The 13936-nt window shown below is 70.3% G+C and carries 11 protein-coding genes; 9 read left to right on the top strand and 2 right to left on the bottom strand.

Annotation, left to right across the window (positions count from 1 at the left end):
* Nucleotides 1-462: 462 nt before the first annotated feature.
* The 5 genes from M3M27_RS19945 to M3M27_RS19925 all read left to right on the top strand — a co-directional run bounded on the left by M3M27_RS19945 (nucleotide 463) and on the right by M3M27_RS19925 (nucleotide 6382).
* The gene (locus M3M27_RS19945; RefSeq protein ID WP_434026750.1) at nucleotides 463-1632 is read left to right on the top strand and encodes a class I SAM-dependent rRNA methyltransferase; all 1170 of its coding nucleotides are present in this window, start codon (nucleotides 463-465) and stop codon (nucleotides 1630-1632) included.
* Nucleotides 1633-1952: 320 nt separating this feature from the next.
* Entirely contained in the window at nucleotides 1953-3191 is a 1239-nt protein-coding gene (locus M3M27_RS19940) for a dipeptidase (protein ID WP_434026749.1), read from the top strand.
* A gap of 237 nt (nucleotides 3192-3428) precedes the next feature.
* Nucleotides 3429-4472, top strand: coding sequence for a glucokinase (locus M3M27_RS19935; protein WP_434026748.1), 1044 nt, complete (start codon nucleotides 3429-3431; stop codon nucleotides 4470-4472).
* 168 nt (nucleotides 4473-4640) lie between these two features.
* Nucleotides 4641-5642 (top strand): N(4)-(beta-N-acetylglucosaminyl)-L-asparaginase, encoded by a 1002-nt coding sequence (locus tag M3M27_RS19930; protein ID WP_140724423.1) that lies wholly within the window; start codon nucleotides 4641-4643, stop codon nucleotides 5640-5642.
* Entirely contained in the window at nucleotides 5639-6382 is a 744-nt protein-coding gene (locus M3M27_RS19925; protein ID WP_434026747.1) for a copper homeostasis protein CutC, read from the top strand. The genes M3M27_RS19930 and M3M27_RS19925 overlap by 4 nt, the downstream gene beginning before the upstream one ends.
* Nucleotides 6383-6568: 186 nt before the next feature.
* On the opposite strand, the gene M3M27_RS19920 is transcribed toward M3M27_RS19925, so the two are convergent.
* A complete protein-coding gene (locus M3M27_RS19920; protein WP_434026746.1) occupies nucleotides 6569-7984 on the bottom strand; it encodes an amino acid permease in 1416 nt (471 codons plus the stop codon).
* A gap of 396 nt (nucleotides 7985-8380) precedes the next feature.
* Between M3M27_RS19920 and M3M27_RS19915 the strand changes: the two genes are divergently transcribed.
* Genes M3M27_RS19915 through M3M27_RS19900 form a run of 4 tightly spaced genes read left to right on the top strand, consistent with a single transcriptional unit; the run spans nucleotide 8381 to nucleotide 12907 of the window.
* Nucleotides 8381-9052 carry a hypothetical protein gene (locus M3M27_RS19915; RefSeq protein WP_434026745.1) on the top strand — a complete coding sequence of 224 codons (672 nt, stop codon included), beginning with the start codon at nucleotides 8381-8383 and terminating at the stop codon, nucleotides 9050-9052.
* 38 nt (nucleotides 9053-9090) lie between these two features.
* Complete coding sequence (locus tag M3M27_RS19910) at nucleotides 9091-10845, top strand: ABC transporter permease (protein WP_434026744.1); 1755 nt, start codon at nucleotides 9091-9093, stop codon at nucleotides 10843-10845.
* A 32-nt stretch (nucleotides 10846-10877) separates the two neighbouring features.
* The gene (locus M3M27_RS19905; RefSeq protein WP_140724407.1) at nucleotides 10878-12176 is read left to right on the top strand and encodes an ABC transporter ATP-binding protein; all 1299 of its coding nucleotides are present in this window, start codon (nucleotides 10878-10880) and stop codon (nucleotides 12174-12176) included.
* A 14-nt stretch (nucleotides 12177-12190) separates the two neighbouring features.
* On the top strand, nucleotides 12191-12907 hold the full coding sequence (locus M3M27_RS19900) for an MgtC/SapB family protein (RefSeq protein ID WP_434026743.1): 717 nt from the start codon (nucleotides 12191-12193) through the stop codon (nucleotides 12905-12907).
* A gap of 135 nt (nucleotides 12908-13042) precedes the next feature.
* Here M3M27_RS19900 and M3M27_RS19895 read toward each other — a convergent pair whose 3' ends face one another.
* Entirely contained in the window at nucleotides 13043-13669 is a 627-nt protein-coding gene (locus tag M3M27_RS19895; protein ID WP_434026742.1) for a LysE family transporter, read from the bottom strand.
* Nucleotides 13670-13936 lie beyond the last annotated feature (267 nt).

The raw sequence follows: 13936 nt of genomic DNA, 5'->3' as shown, positions 1-13936 counted from the left end.
CGGTGGACCGGGCCGGTTGCCGTTGCACCGGAGCCTGCGGGCTCGAAATGACGGCGACAACGTCTGGGAGCTACTCCCCTTCTGGGGGCCATTCTGGCGGTGCCGGAGGGACGAGTCAATCGCCGGGCTGGCGATGTGTGAGCGGAACTTCAGGCCCGACGGGTCTTCCCGGGAAAGCCTGTCGGGACTGAAGTCCCCCCCCACAGGGGTATCTGACGAATGCCACCGCTCTACCGTCCCCGGAGGAGCGGTTTTTGTGGGAGCGGCTTCAGCCGCGATGGGGCTTTCATGCAGATCCCTCTGCAACAGCCCGCACATCCATGCGCGGGGTTCAAATGAGGCGGATCCCTCTGTAACAGCCTGCACATCCCTGTGCAGGGGTTCAAATGGGAACGCCCCATCGCGGCTGAAGCCGCTCCTACAAAAACCGCTCCCACAGGGGGCCGCCGGTAGAATAGGCGGATGAATACTGCCAATCCCGTCGTACGCCTCAAGAACGCCTGGCGCTCCAGCCATCCTTGGATCTTCCAGAAGCTGGTGGAAAAGCCCAGCGTCCGGCCCAAGCCGGGCAGCATCGTCGACGTGGTCGGGGTGGACGGCGAGTGGATCGGCCGCGGCTTCTACAACGGCCACTCGCGCATCGCGGTGCGGATCCTGGAGACCCGCCAGGACGTGCCGGTGGACGAGGCCTGGTTCGCGCGCAGGATCGCCGAGGCGGTGGAGCTGCGCCGCGAGGTGCTGAAGCTCGACGCGGTGTCCGATGCCTGGCGCGTGGTGCACAGCGAGGGCGACGGGCTGTCCGGGCTGGTCGTGGACCGCTACGGCGACCTGATCGTGGTCGAGTTCTTCGCTGCCGGCATGTTCCGCCATCGCGAATGGATCTACGCCGCACTGCGCCGGCAGTTCCCCGGCTGCCGCTTCCACAGCTTCGCCGACGAGCACGTGCAGAAGCAGGAGAGCTTCGATTTCCACAACACCAGCGGCACCGAGCCGGCGGTGATCACCGAGCACGGCATCCGCTTCCGCGCCGACCCGGCCGGCGCGCACAAGACCGGCTTCTTCGCCGACCAGCGCGAGAACCGGCAGTGGCTGAGCCAGCAGGTCGAGGGCAAGCGCGTGCTCGACCTGTGCTGCAACACCGGCGGATTCGCGGTGTACGCGGCCGCGCGCGGCGCCAGCGAGGTGCTGGGCGTGGACATCGACCAGGACGTGATCCAGATCGCCAAGGGCAATGCCAAGCTCAACAACGTGCGGCCCAAGTTCGTGCAGGCCGACATCTTCCCGTACCTGCGCGATGCGGCCAATCGCGGCGAGCAGTACGACGTGGTGATCCTCGACCCGGCCAAGATGACCCGCGACCGCGACCAGGTGATCAATGCGCTGAAGAAGTACCTGGACATGAACAAGCTGGCCCTGGGCGTGGTCAAGCCGGGCGGGCTGTTCGCCACGTTCTCGTGCACCGGCCTGGTCAGCGAGGAGCAGTTCCTCGACATGCTGCGCCGCGCGGCGTTCTATTCGGGGCGCACGATCCAGGTGCTCAAGGTCGCCGGTGCCGGCCCGGACCACCCGTTCATGGCGCACGTGCAGGAGTCGCGCTACCTCAAGGCGGTGTTCTGCCGCGTGGTGGACTGAGCCGCGGCTGGTTTCTCTCGCAGGAGCCGCCAGGCTTTCCCGGGCAATGGTCAGGACCTTTGTGGGCAGGACTTTTGTAGGAGGGACTTCAGTCCCGACGGGCCTTCCCGGTAAAGCCTGTCGGGACTGAAGTCCTTGCCGCGGGAATCCCCGCAGGGGACCCTTGGGAAAGCTGGCGGCGGCTTGCGCCGCTCCCGCGCTCAACCGAGTGACGCTACCGACAACTGCTGGCGGTAGCGGCTAGGGCCGCTTGCCATCGGCGCCCACGGCGCGGAGCGCACCGTTATGATCGACCGGACCCCCTCAAGGACCGTCCGCCGATGTCGCGAGTGCTGAGTCTTTCCCTGACGTTGTCGCTGGCGCTGGCCGCCGCGCTGCCCGCCCGTGCCGTCGAGTTCTCGCAGGCCGAACTGCAACGCGCCACCGAACTGCAGAAGAAACTGCTGACGCTGGATTCGCACCTGGACACGCCGGCCAATTTCGAGCGCGCCGACTTCGACGTGCTCGCCACGCATGCCGGCAACGCGCTCGCGCAGGTGGACTACCCGCGCATGCTGCAGGGCGCACTCGACGGCGGCTTCTGGGCGATCTACACCGGCCAGGGCGACCGCAGCGACCGGGCGCACCGCGAAGAGCGCGATGCCGGCCTGCAGCGCCTGATCGTGATCAAGCAACTGCTGGCCGCGCACCCGGACAAGTTCGCGTTGGCCACCACGGCCGACGATGCGGCGCGGATCAAGGCCGAGGGCAAGCGCGTGGTCTTCATCAGCATGGAGAACGCCAGCCCGCTGGTCGCCGACCCCACGCTGCTGGACTTCTATTACAAGCAGGGCCTGCGCCTGCTCAGCACGGTGCACTTCGCCAACAACGAGTTCGCCGATTCGGCCACCGATCCCAAGGGGCCGGAGTGGCACGGGCTGAGCCCGGCCGGCAAGGCGCTGGTGGAGCGCGCGCAGCGGCTGGGCATCGTGATCGACCAGTCGCACGCCTCCGACGCGGTGTTCGACCAGCTGATCGCGATGTCGCCGGTGCCGATCCTGCTCTCGCACAGCGGCGCCCGCGCGGTCCACGACCACCCGCGCAACCTCGACGACGCGCGCCTGCGCCGGCTGGCCGAGCACGGCGGCGTGATCCAGATGAACTCCTACGGCGGCTACCTGGTCGACGACGGCGCCACGCCGCAGCGCAAGGCGGCGCTGGCGGCCTTGCAGGCGAAGTACGGCGACTGGGAACACATGAAGGTGGCCGACGGGGCCCGCCTGGCCGCCGACCTGGAGGCGCTGGACGCCCGCTATCCGGTGCGCAAGGCCACGCTGGACGATTTCTTCGCCCACTTCGAGCACGTGCTGGACCTGGTCGGCCCCGAGCACGTCGGCATCGGCATGGACTGGGACGGCGGCGGCGGCGTGGAGGGCATGCGCGACGTGAGCGACCTGCCCAAGATCACCGCCTGGCTGCTGCGCAAGGGCTACAGCGAGCGCCAGATCGCCGACATCTGGGGCGGCAACGTGCTGCGGGTGATGCGCCAGGCGCAGGACTGGGCGGCCAGCCGGCGCTGACCTGCACGGACTTTCCCTGTCCACGCGCGTGTCCCTGCAGGAGCGAGGCAAGCCGCGGCGGGCTTCCAGGGGAAAGCCCGGTCGCGGCTCGGCCGCGCCGCTTCTGCGGGCCTTCCCTCGATGCAGGGGATCCATCGCACAATTGCGCATGCCATCCGGCCCCGAAAGCCGCCGTCCGCTTAGACTACGAAGACGAGCGGCGCGGCCGCTTTCCCGAATAAGGTAGTGAAGCAGCGCATGGACCATACGGCGTCGCAGCCCTCCGCGGCGGAGGCAGCTCCTCCGGCCTTCGATACGCCCGTGCCGGCGGCGGCATCGACGATCCTCGCGGCCGACGTCGGCGGCACCTTCGCGCGCGTGGCGCTGGCGGAAATCCCCCGCCGCGGCGAGCCGCGCATCCTCGCGCTGCGCCGCTACGCCTGCGCCGAGCATCCTTCGCTGGCGTCGATCCTGCGCGACTTCCGCCAGGCCGAGGGCCGTGCCGTGAACGGCGCGACCGTGGCGATCGCCGGCGTGCTCGACGGCGACCGCCTGGTCAACACCAACCTGCCGTGGCCGGTGTCGCTGCAGGCCACGCGCCGCGAGGCCGGGTTGGCGTGGCTGGAGCTGATGAACGATTTCGAGGCGGTGGCGCACGCCATCGCGCACGTGCCGGCGCAGGCGCTGGTGCCGCTCAATGGCGAGCAGCCGCGCAGCCTGCAGTGGCCCGCGCTGGTGCTCGGCCCCGGTACCGGCCTGGGCGCCGCGCTGCGCCTGCCCGACGGCGAGCATCCGGTGCTGGCCAGCGAAGCGGGACACTCGGCGCTGGCGCCGGCCAACGCGCTGGAACTGGAGATCCTCGGCAAGCTGATGCGGCGCTGGCCGCACGTGGACACCGAGCGCGTGCTGTCCGGCACCGGGCTGATGAACCTGTATCCATGCCTGTGCGAGATCCGCGGCGCGACCCCGCGCTGGAACACGCCGAGCGAGCTGGTCGAAGCCGCGCTGCGCGGCGGCGATGCGCTCGCCGCCGAGACGCTGGACGTGTTCTGCGGTTGGCTCGGCAGCGTGTGCGGCGACCTGGCGATCGCCTTCGGCGCGCGCAGCGTGTACCTGGCCGGCGGCATCACCGCGCACATCGAGCCGTTCCTGCTGCGAGGCAGCTTCCGCGAGCGCTTCCTGGCCAAGGGCGTGCTCGGCGAAGTGCTGGCGCACGTACCGGTCTGGCGCGTGGAGCATGGCGAACTCGGCGTGCTCGGCGCGGCCGCCTGGCATGCCTGGCGCCGCGGCACGGGCGCGTGACCTCCAGGGGGTGTCATGGACCTTGGGGGAAATGCGCGGGCCGCCGGCGATGAGCCGGTGCCGGGTGGGGCGCGCCGATGCTGCGTTGCATGCTTTGTCTCGACGCGCCCCAGGCCGCTTCGCATCCATCCCGAAGTCCATGACGCGCTCTAACCACAGGAGATCCCGATGACCGATCGCAGGCAGTTCCTGCAGGCCGGACTGGCCGCGGCCGGCGCGCTCGCGCTTCCGCGCGTGCGTGCTTCCTCCACCGCCGGCGGCGCCCGCGTGGTGTCGACCTGGGATTTCGGCGTGCCGGCCAACCAGGCCGCATGGAAGGTGCTGGCGGCCGGCGGCAGTGCGCTCGATGCGGTCGAGGCCGGCGCGCGCTGGGTCGAGAGCGAGCTGTGCAACCCGACCGTCGGCCATTGCGGCTATCCCGACCGCGACGGCGTGCTGACCCTGGATGCCAGCATCATGGACGGCGACGGGCGCTGCGGCGCGGTCGCGGCGATCGAGGACATCGAGCACCCGATCTCGGTGGCGCGCGCGGTGATGGAGAAGAGCCCGCACGTGCTGCTGGTGGGCGAGGGCGCGCAGCAGTTCGCCGTCGAGCAGGGGTTCGCGAAGAAGCCATTGCTGACGCCCGAGGCCAGGCGCGCCTGGGAGGCGTGGCGCAAGACCTCCAGGTACCAGCCGCAGATCAACGCCGAGCGCCGGCTGATCCCGGGCAACAGCCAGAACCACGACACCCTGGGCATGCTCGCGATCGACCGCGAGGGCCGGCTCGCCGGTGCCTGCACCACCAGCGGCATGGCCTGGAAACTGCACGGCCGCGTCGGCGACAGCCCGATCGTCGGCGCCGGCCTGTACGTCGACAACGAGGTCGGCGGCGCCACCGCGTCGGGCGTCGGCGAGGAGATGATCCGCAACGCTGCCAGCTTCCTGGTGGTCGAGCTGATGCGCCAGGGCCGCTCGCCGGCCGAGGCCTGCCGCGAGGCCATCGCGCGGGTGGTAAAGAAGCGCCCGGAGGCCAGCAAGACCTTGCAGGTCTGCTTCCTCGCGTTGAACAAGCACGGCGAGGTCGGCGCGTTCGCGCTGCACCAGGGCTTCGTCTACGCGGTCTGCGACGCGCAGCGCCAGGACGACCTGCGCGATTCGTCCTCGGTCTACGCCACCACGCAGGCATGAGCGCGCCGGTCCCGCTGCGGCTGGAGATCGCCGCCAATTCGCTGGGCTCGGCGCTGGCCGCGCAGGAAGGCGGCGCCGACCGCGTCGAGCTGTGCGAGAACCTCGGCGAGGGCGGCTGCACGCCGTCGTACGGCACGCTGGCGCTGGCGCGCGAACGCCTGCGCATCGGCCTGCACGTGCTGGTGCGGCCGCGCGCCGGCGACTTCCTCTACGCACCGCACGAAGCCGAGGCCATGCTGCGCGACGTCGAGCTGTGCGTGCGGCTGGGCTGCGACGGCGTGGTGATCGGCGCGCTCGACGCCGACGGGAACGTCGACGTCGCGCTGTGCCGGCGCTTGGTCGATGCGGCCGCCGGATTGGACGTGACCTTCCACCGCGCCCTCGATGCCGCGCGCGATCCGGCGCAGGCGCTGGAGCAGGCCATCGCGCTCGGCTGCCGGCGCGTGCTGACCTCCGGCGCGCGCGCCAGCGCGCCGGAAGGCGTGGACACGATCGCCGCATTGGTGCGCCAGGCCGCCGGGCGCATCGAGGTGATGGCCGGCGCCGGCGTCACCGCCGGCAACATCGCCGCGCTCGCGCGCAGCACCGGCGTGCGCGACCTGCATGCCTCGGCCAAGCAGGTCGTGCGCTCGGCGATGCGCTGGCGCAATCCCGCGCTGCAGGGCCTGGAACACGACTGGCAGGCGTCCGATGCCGCCGTCGTGGCGGCGCTGCGACGCGCGCTGGATGGGGCGAACTGATTTTCTCGCCATCCCATCGGTCCGAAAATCTTTCCCTCGTCATTCACGCGAAAGCGGGAACCCAAGGACGTTCAGCGGCGCCCTTTCCGATGCGAAAGTCCATGGGTTCCCGCTTTCGCGGGAATGATGCGGTTTGATGAAGGCTTCCACCTCATCGATCAGATGCTTGGCGCCACGACGCAATATTCAGCCCTTGCGCGCCAGCAGCGCGTGCCCGCGCCCGTACAGCAGGTAGACCACCAGCCCGAACGCGTTCCAGGCCAGGAACCACAGCTGGGTCTTGCCCGGCAGGCTCCAGAACAGGTACAGGCAGCCGAGGATCGCGACCGGACCGACCAGCCAGGCCAGCGGCGTGCGGAACAGCCGCGCCCGCTGCGGCTCGCGCCTGCGCAGCACCAGCAGGCAGGCGGCCACCGCGATGAACGCGGCCAGCGTGCCGGCGTTGGCGAGCGCGGCGATCTCGTCCAGCCGCGCCACGCCGGCCAGCGCCGCGACCAGGATCGCGGTGAACAGCGTGGTCGCGATCGGCGTGCCGGTGCGCGGGTTGACCGTGGACAGCCCGCGCGGCAGCAGGCCATCGCGCGACATCACGAAGAAGATCCGGCTCTGGCCGTACAGGAACGCCAGCAGCACCGTCGGCAGCGCGATCACCGCGGCGATGCCGATCCCCGCGGCGGCCTTGCCGTGGCCGAGTTCGCGCAGGATCAGCGCCAGCGGCTCGGCGCTCTTGCCGAAGATCGTGTAGCTCATCGCGCCGACCGCGGCCAGCGCCACCAGCACGTAGATCAGCGTGCAGCCGATCATCGAGCCGATGATGCCGATCGACAGGTCGCGGCCGGGATTCTTGGTTTCCTCGGCCGCGGTGGAGATCGCGTCGAAGCCGTAGAAGGCGAAGAAGATGATCGCCGCGGCGGCCATCACGCCGTGCTCGGCGCCGTCGGGACCGATCGACTTGGGAAAGCCGTAGGGCATGAACGGCTGCAGGTTGGCGTCGTTGAACGCGGGCAGCGCCAAGGCCACGAACACCGCCAGCGCGACCAGCTTGACCACCACCAGCACCGCGTTGAGCGTGGCGCTTTCCTTGGTGCCGGCCATCAACAGGCCGGCCACCACGAAGGTGATCGCCACCGCCGGCAGGTTGATGACGCCGCCGGCGTGGGGGCCGGCGACGAGCTTGTGCGGCAGGTCCACGCCGGCCCATTGCAGGAAGCCGACGAAGTAGCCAGACCAGCCCACCGCCACAGTGCTGACCACCAGCGAGTACTCGAGCACCAGGCTCCAGCCGACCACCCAGGCGATGGTCTCGCCGAGCGCGGTGTAGCTGTAGGTGTAGGCGCTGCCGGCGGCCGGCATCAGCGTGGCCATCTCGGCGTAGGCCAGCGCCGCGCAGGCGCAGACCAGGCCGGCGGCGACGAACGACAGCAGCACCGCGGGACCGGCCTTGTCGGCGCCGACGCCGATCAGGGTGTAGATGCCGGTTCCGACGATGGCGCCGATGCCGAGCGCTACCAGGTGGGGCCAACTGAGCGTCGGGATCAGGCGCCGGCCGGCTTCGTGCGTGGTGACCTGATCGATGGGCTTGCGCCGGAGCCAGGACTGCATTCGGACCTCGGGTAAAAAAGAACAGTGCGCGAGTTTCGCCGAATGCAGTGCAGCAAAGCCATGGCCGGCCGGAACGCGGCCGTCGCGCCGCCGTCCCTGAACGTCGATATTCCCACCTTGAAAATGAAGCCCCGGCTTGGTTGACGCGGTCCGGCGATCGGCCTATCGTGCGCCACCTTTTCCGCTCCAGAGGCCCCTCCTTGGAATCTTGTAGTCGATCTCGATACGGCGCCTGAGCCGACGGACCGTCCGATTCCAGGGCCGGTTCCGTGACTCGGGACCGGGGCCTCGTGCGTGGCGACCGCCACGCCTGCATTCCCCCTCAGCTGTAGCGAACCTCTTCCGGATACCCGGGAGGCCGGTCTTTGGCGCGCCTTTGCATTACGGAGGTCGCCGATGCCGCCCTTGTTCGTGCTCGTCCTGTTGCCGGTCGTCCTGTTGGCCTGGCCCGTTGCCGCGTGGGCCGGCGCCAGCCTGGACATCGATGACGCCGCGATCACCCCCGAAGGCCGCTGCCAGGTCGAAAGCTGGCTGCGCCGCGAAAGCGCGCAGCGCCAGGCCGTGGCGGTGCCGGCGTGCACCGTGGCCGCCACCGAGGTCAGCCTGGGCGTGCTCGGGCGCGATCCAGGCACCGGGGGCGCCGGCCTGTCGCTCGGGCTGAAGCGCGTGCTGCGCGCGTTCGACGGGCGCGGCTGGGGCCTGGCCATCGCCGCGGGCGCCAGCCACGAACCGGGGCAGGGCCCGGGCTGGGTGCTGGCGCTGCCGGCCAGCATCGCGCTCGATCCCGCGCAGCGGAACTTGGTCCACCTCAACCTGGGCTGGGAGGCGCCCGACCGGGCACGCCGCGCGGCGACCGCCGGCATCGGCCTCGAACGGGTGCTCGATCCGCGCTGGACACTGCTCGCGGAACTGCGCGGCGACGACCGCGGCGGCGCCGGCGGGCAACTCGGCCTGCGCCGCGCGCTCGGCCCGAACGCCAGCCTCGACCTGCTCGCCGGCCGCCATCGCACCGATGGCGATGGCACGCGCTGGCTTACGCTCGGCCTGAACGTCCTGCTCCCGCAATAAGCGGGCCCCATCCTGTCACTTCCTCCCGAGGCGTCGTCATGGCCTTCGCATTCCGTGATCGTTCCGTACCTCCCGTGGCGTCGCTCGCGCGTCCGCGGCTATGGCCCAATCTCCACGACTTCGCCGCGATGGCGCTGCTGCTGGCGCTCGGCGTACTGCTGGTGCACGGCGCCGAGGACGCGCGCGCGCCGCTGGCCGCGCTGTCGGCGCAGGCGGTGTCGCTCGATCCGTGGCAGCTGCCCGAGTACGGCCTGCGCACGACGCTGCGCATGTTCGCGGCGATGGCGGCCTCGCTGGCGTTCACCTTCGTGGTCGCGACCTGGGCGGCCAAGAGCCGCCGCGCCGAGAAGGTGATCGTGCCGGCGCTGGACATCCTGCAGTCGGTGCCGGTGCTGGGCTTCATCAGCTTCACGGTGACCTTCTTCCTCGGCCTGTTCCCGGGCCGCCAGCTCGGCGCGGAGTGCGCGGCGGTGTTCGCGATCTTCACCAGCCAGGCCTGGAACATGGCGTTCTCGTTCTACCAGTCGCTGCGCACCGTGCCGGGCGACCTGCAGGAAGTCTCGCGCGGCTTCGGCTTCTCGCCGTGGCTGCGCTTCTGGCGGCTGGAAGCGCCGTTCGCCGCGCCGGGGCTGGTCTGGAACATGATGATGTCGATGTCGGGGGGCTGGTTCTTCGTGGTCGCCTCCGAGGCGATCACGGTCGGCGACACCACGGTGACGCTGCCGGGCATCGGCTCCTATCTCGCGCTGGCGATCGAGCGCCAGGATTTCGCCGCGGTCGGCTGGGCGGTACTGGCGATGGCGCTGCTGATCGTGCTCTACGACCAGCTGTTCTTCCGCCCGATCGTGGCCTGGGCCGACAAGTTCCGCGTCGAGCAGACCGCCAGCCAGGTGGTGCCGCGCTCGTGGCTGTACGACCTGTTGCGCCGCACCCGCCTGCTGCGCCGGCTGGCCGCGCCGGTGGCGGCGTTGTGGCAGCGCGCGCTGATGCTGCGCTGGCCGCGCCGCCGCGGTGCGCGCATACGGGCCGGGCGCGCGCCGCGCGGCGGCGCATGGGGCGACCGGCTGTGGCTGGGCGCGATCGGGGCGGCGACGCTGGCGGGCACCTGGCTGGTGTTCGACTATGCGCACCGCACGCTCGGCCTGGCCGACCTGCGCGAGGCGGTCGGCGGCGGCCTGGCCACGCTGCTGCGCGTGGCGGTGCTGATCGCGCTGGCCTCGCTGGTGTGGGTGCCGGTCGGCGTGTGGATCGGGCTGCGCCCGGCGCTGGCGCAGCGCATCCAGCCGCTGGCGCAGTTCCTGGCGGCGTTCCCCGCCAACGTGCTGTTCCCGTTCGCGGTGGTGGCGATCGTGGCCACCGGCGCCGATCCGGACATCTGGCTGTCGCCGCTGATGGTGCTCGGGACCCAGTGGTACATCCTGTTCAACGTGATCGCCGGCGCCAGCGCGTTCCCGACCGACCTGCGCGAGGCCGCGCAGGTGTACCGGCTGCGCTCGTGGACATGGTGGCGGCGGGTGATCCTGCCGGGGATCTTCCCGTACTACCTGACCGGCGCGCTGACCGCCTCGGGCGGCTCCTGGAACGCCAGCATCGTCGCCGAACTGGCCAGCTGGGGCGACAGGCACGTCGAGGCCTACGGCCTGGGCGCCTACATCGCCCGCGCCACCGCCGCCGGCGATTTCCCGCGCGTCGTGCTCGGCGTGCTGGTGATGTCGCTGTTCGTGACCGCCTTCAACCGCGCGCTGTGGCGCCGCCTGTACGTGTACGCCGAGCGCCGCCTGCGCCTGGACTGACCCACCTTTCCGCTTTCGATCAGGAGTTGCCGATGAACGTGTCCAACCTCGCCCTGGAGCGCCCGCTGGTCAGCGTGCGCGGCGTGCGCAAGACCTACGACAAGGGTGCCGCCGAACTGGTGGTGCTGGAGAACGTCGACCTGAGCCTGCGCTCGGGCGAGATCGTCGGGCTGCTCGGCCGTTCCGGCTCGGGCAAGTCCACGCTGCTGCGCGCGATCGCCGGGTTGCTGCAGCCGAGCGCCGGCGAGATCGCCTACCGCGACGGCGGCCCGGACGAACTGGCGATGGTGTTCCAGAGCTTCGCGCTGTTCCCGTGGCTGACCGTGCAGCAGAACGTCGAGGTCGGCCTGGAGGCGCGCGGCGTCGCGCCGGAGGAACGCCGCCGCCGCGCGCTGGAGGCGATCGACCTGATCGGCCTGGACGGCTACGAGAACGCCTACCCGAAGGAACTCTCCGGCGGCATGCGCCAGCGCGTCGGGCTGGCGCGTGCGCTGGTGGTGCATCCCAGGCTGCTGCTGATGGACGAGCCGTTCTCGGCGCTGGACGTGCTCACCGCCGAGACCCTGCGCACCGACCTGCTCGACCTGTGGAGCGAGGGCCGCATGCCGATCGAGTCGATCCTGATGGTCACCCACAACATCGAGGAGGCGGTGCTGATGTGCGACCGCATCGTGATCTTCGGTTCCAACCCGGGCCGGGTGATCGGCGAGATCGCGGTGGCGCTGCCGCAGCCGCGCAACCGGCTCGACCCCGCGTTCCGCGCGCTGGTCGAGGACATCTATGCGCGCATGACCGCGCGCCCGGCGGCGCCGGCGCGCGAGGGCCTGTTCCCCGGCACCGGCATCGCGATGACGCTGCCGCGCGTGTCGCCGAACCTGCTGGCCGGCCTGCTCGAAGCGGTCGCCGCCGAGCCCTATCGCGGCCAGGCCGACCTGCCGCCGCTGGCGGCCAGCCTGCAGCTGGAGATCGACGAGCTGTTCCCGATCGCCGAGGTGCTGCAGCTGCTGCGGCTGGCCGAGCTGGAAGGCGGCGACCTGCGCCTGACCGCGACCGGCCAGCGCTTCGTCGAGGCCGGCACCGACGCGCGCAAGCACCTGCTCAGCCAGCAGCTGGCGACCTACGTGCCGCTGGCCGCGCACATCCGCCGCGTGCTCGACGACCGCGCCAGCCACCAGGCGCCGCTGAGCCGCTTCAGCGACGAGCTGGAGGACCACATGTCCGAGGACAATGCCGCGCAGACCCTGCGCGCGGTGATCAGCTGGGCGCGCTATGGCGAATACTTCGCCTACGACGAGCAGGCCGGCCTGCTCACCCTGGACAACCCGACCTGAGAGCGGAGCCGACCATGCGTTTCATCGAGACCTTCCAGGCGGGCCCCTTCCTCGACACCGTGGTCAGCCTGGCCGCCGCGTTCGTGCTCGGCACCCTGATCGGCGTCGAGCGCCAGTACCGCCAGCGCACCGCCGGCCTGCGCACCTGCGTGCTGGTCGCGGTCGGCGCGGCGGCGTTCGTCGATCTCGGCATGCGCATCGCCGGCAACGCCGAGGCGGTGCGGGTGATCTCCTACGTGGTCTCCGGCGTCGGCTTCCTCGGCGCCGGCGTGATCATGAAGGAGGGCATGAACGTGCGCGGCCTCAACACCGCCGCCACGCTGTGGTGCTCGGCCGCGGTCGGCTGCTGCACCGGCGCGGACATGCTGGCCGAGGGCGCCTTGCTGACCGGGCTGGTGATCGCCGGCAACACCGTGCTGCGGCCGCTGGTCAACGCGATCAACCGCATCCCGATCAACGAGCGCGCGACCGAGGCCACCTACGAGGTGCGCCTGACCACCGACACCGAGGCGCTGCCGCACGTGCGCGAACGCCTGGTCGAGCACCTGGAGGCGGCCGACTACCCGGTGGGCGACGTGGAACTGCACGAACGCGGCGAGGAACAGGTCGAGGTGGTCGCCACCCTGGTCAGCACCGCGGTCGATCCGAACGAGATGGACGCGGTGGTCGACGAACTGGAGCGCCATCCCGGCGTCGCCCATGCCACGTGGGAGATCAGCACGCGCGATTGAACAATGGGCAAGCCAAACGCGTTGGTTTTTGCTCGTCATTCCCGCGAAAGCGGGAATCCAAGGACGTTAAGCCTACGAAGAACAACGTCCATGGATTTCCGCTTTCGCGGGAATGACGAAGGTTCGGCTTAGCGACTACCCATTCATCCCAAGCCGCACCCCGAACCCGACCAGGAACACCCCGGCGCCGCGCCGCAGCCACGCGCCCGTGCGCGGATGCCGCGACAATCGCCGCGCCAGCGCATGGCCGAGCAGGATCAGCAGCGAGCACCAGGCCACTCCCAGTAGCGCGATCAGCGCCGCCATGGTCGCGAAGGTGGGCAGGCCGCGATGCGTGGCCGGGTCGATGAACAGCGGGAAGAACGCCATGTAGAACACGATCGCCTTCGGGTTGAGCAGCGTGACCAGCAATCCCTGGCGGAAGTAATGGCCTGGCTTGAGCGCGACCAGGCCGGCCGGCGCGCCCGGCTTCGGCGTGCACAGCAACTGCAGCCCGATCCAGATCAGGTAGGCCATGCCCAGGTACTGCACGCCATGGAACAGCAGCGGGTTGGCCTTCAGCAGCGCGGCGACGCCCGCCACCGCCAGCCACATCAGCACCTGGTCGCCGAGCAGCAGCCCCGCCAGCGTCGTGTAGCCGGCCCGGATGCCGCTGCGCCCGGTCGCGGTGAGCAGCGTGAAGGTGCCGGGGCCGGGCAGCGCCAGGAACACCAGCACGGCGGCGGCGAAGGCCCATGGGTTCTGGATGCCCATCCACGGCATGGCGGTGAGGTCGGTGGGGAGGAAAGCGATGGTACGTCGTGAAGGCTTCGCTGTCGCAGCCTTCGCTCTACTTGCTGCTTCTTACTTCCTTTCCGGTCTTCGCCATCCCTTCATCGTCATTCCCGCGAAAGCGGGAGTCCATGGGCGTTGCTTTGTCATGGCAGATGCAACACTTCCAATTCGAGCCTGGACTGGATAGCCCCATCAATCGCGATGCCGGACCGAACGGCCTTGGATGATCAGCCATGACCAGCCATTCGGCTGTTG

The organism is Xanthomonas boreopolis (assembly GCF_046529185.1).
Taxonomy (GTDB): Bacteria; Pseudomonadota; Gammaproteobacteria; order Xanthomonadales; family Xanthomonadaceae; genus Pseudomonas_S; species Pseudomonas_S boreopolis.
This window is presented reverse-complemented; position numbering and strand designations above follow the sequence as displayed.

Coding starts and splice junctions, on each gene's coding strand:
- M3M27_RS19945 (WP_434026750.1), top strand. CDS start 463: ATGAATACTGCCAATCCCGTCGTACGCCTCAAGAACGCCTGGCGCTCC.
- M3M27_RS19940 (WP_434026749.1), top strand. CDS start 1,953: ATGTCGCGAGTGCTGAGTCTTTCCCTGACGTTGTCGCTGGCGCTGGCC.
- M3M27_RS19935 (WP_434026748.1), top strand. CDS start 3,429: ATGGACCATACGGCGTCGCAGCCCTCCGCGGCGGAGGCAGCTCCTCCG.
- M3M27_RS19930 (WP_140724423.1), top strand. CDS start 4,641: ATGACCGATCGCAGGCAGTTCCTGCAGGCCGGACTGGCCGCGGCCGGC.
- M3M27_RS19925 (WP_434026747.1), top strand. CDS start 5,639: ATGAGCGCGCCGGTCCCGCTGCGGCTGGAGATCGCCGCCAATTCGCTG.
- M3M27_RS19920 (WP_434026746.1), bottom strand. CDS start 7,984: ATGCAGTCCTGGCTCCGGCGCAAGCCCATCGATCAGGTCACCACGCAC.
- M3M27_RS19915 (WP_434026745.1), top strand. CDS start 8,381: ATGCCGCCCTTGTTCGTGCTCGTCCTGTTGCCGGTCGTCCTGTTGGCC.
- M3M27_RS19910 (WP_434026744.1), top strand. CDS start 9,091: ATGGCCTTCGCATTCCGTGATCGTTCCGTACCTCCCGTGGCGTCGCTC.
- M3M27_RS19905 (WP_140724407.1), top strand. CDS start 10,878: ATGAACGTGTCCAACCTCGCCCTGGAGCGCCCGCTGGTCAGCGTGCGC.
- M3M27_RS19900 (WP_434026743.1), top strand. CDS start 12,191: ATGCGTTTCATCGAGACCTTCCAGGCGGGCCCCTTCCTCGACACCGTG.
- M3M27_RS19895 (WP_434026742.1), bottom strand. CDS start 13,669: ATGCCGTGGATGGGCATCCAGAACCCATGGGCCTTCGCCGCCGCCGTG.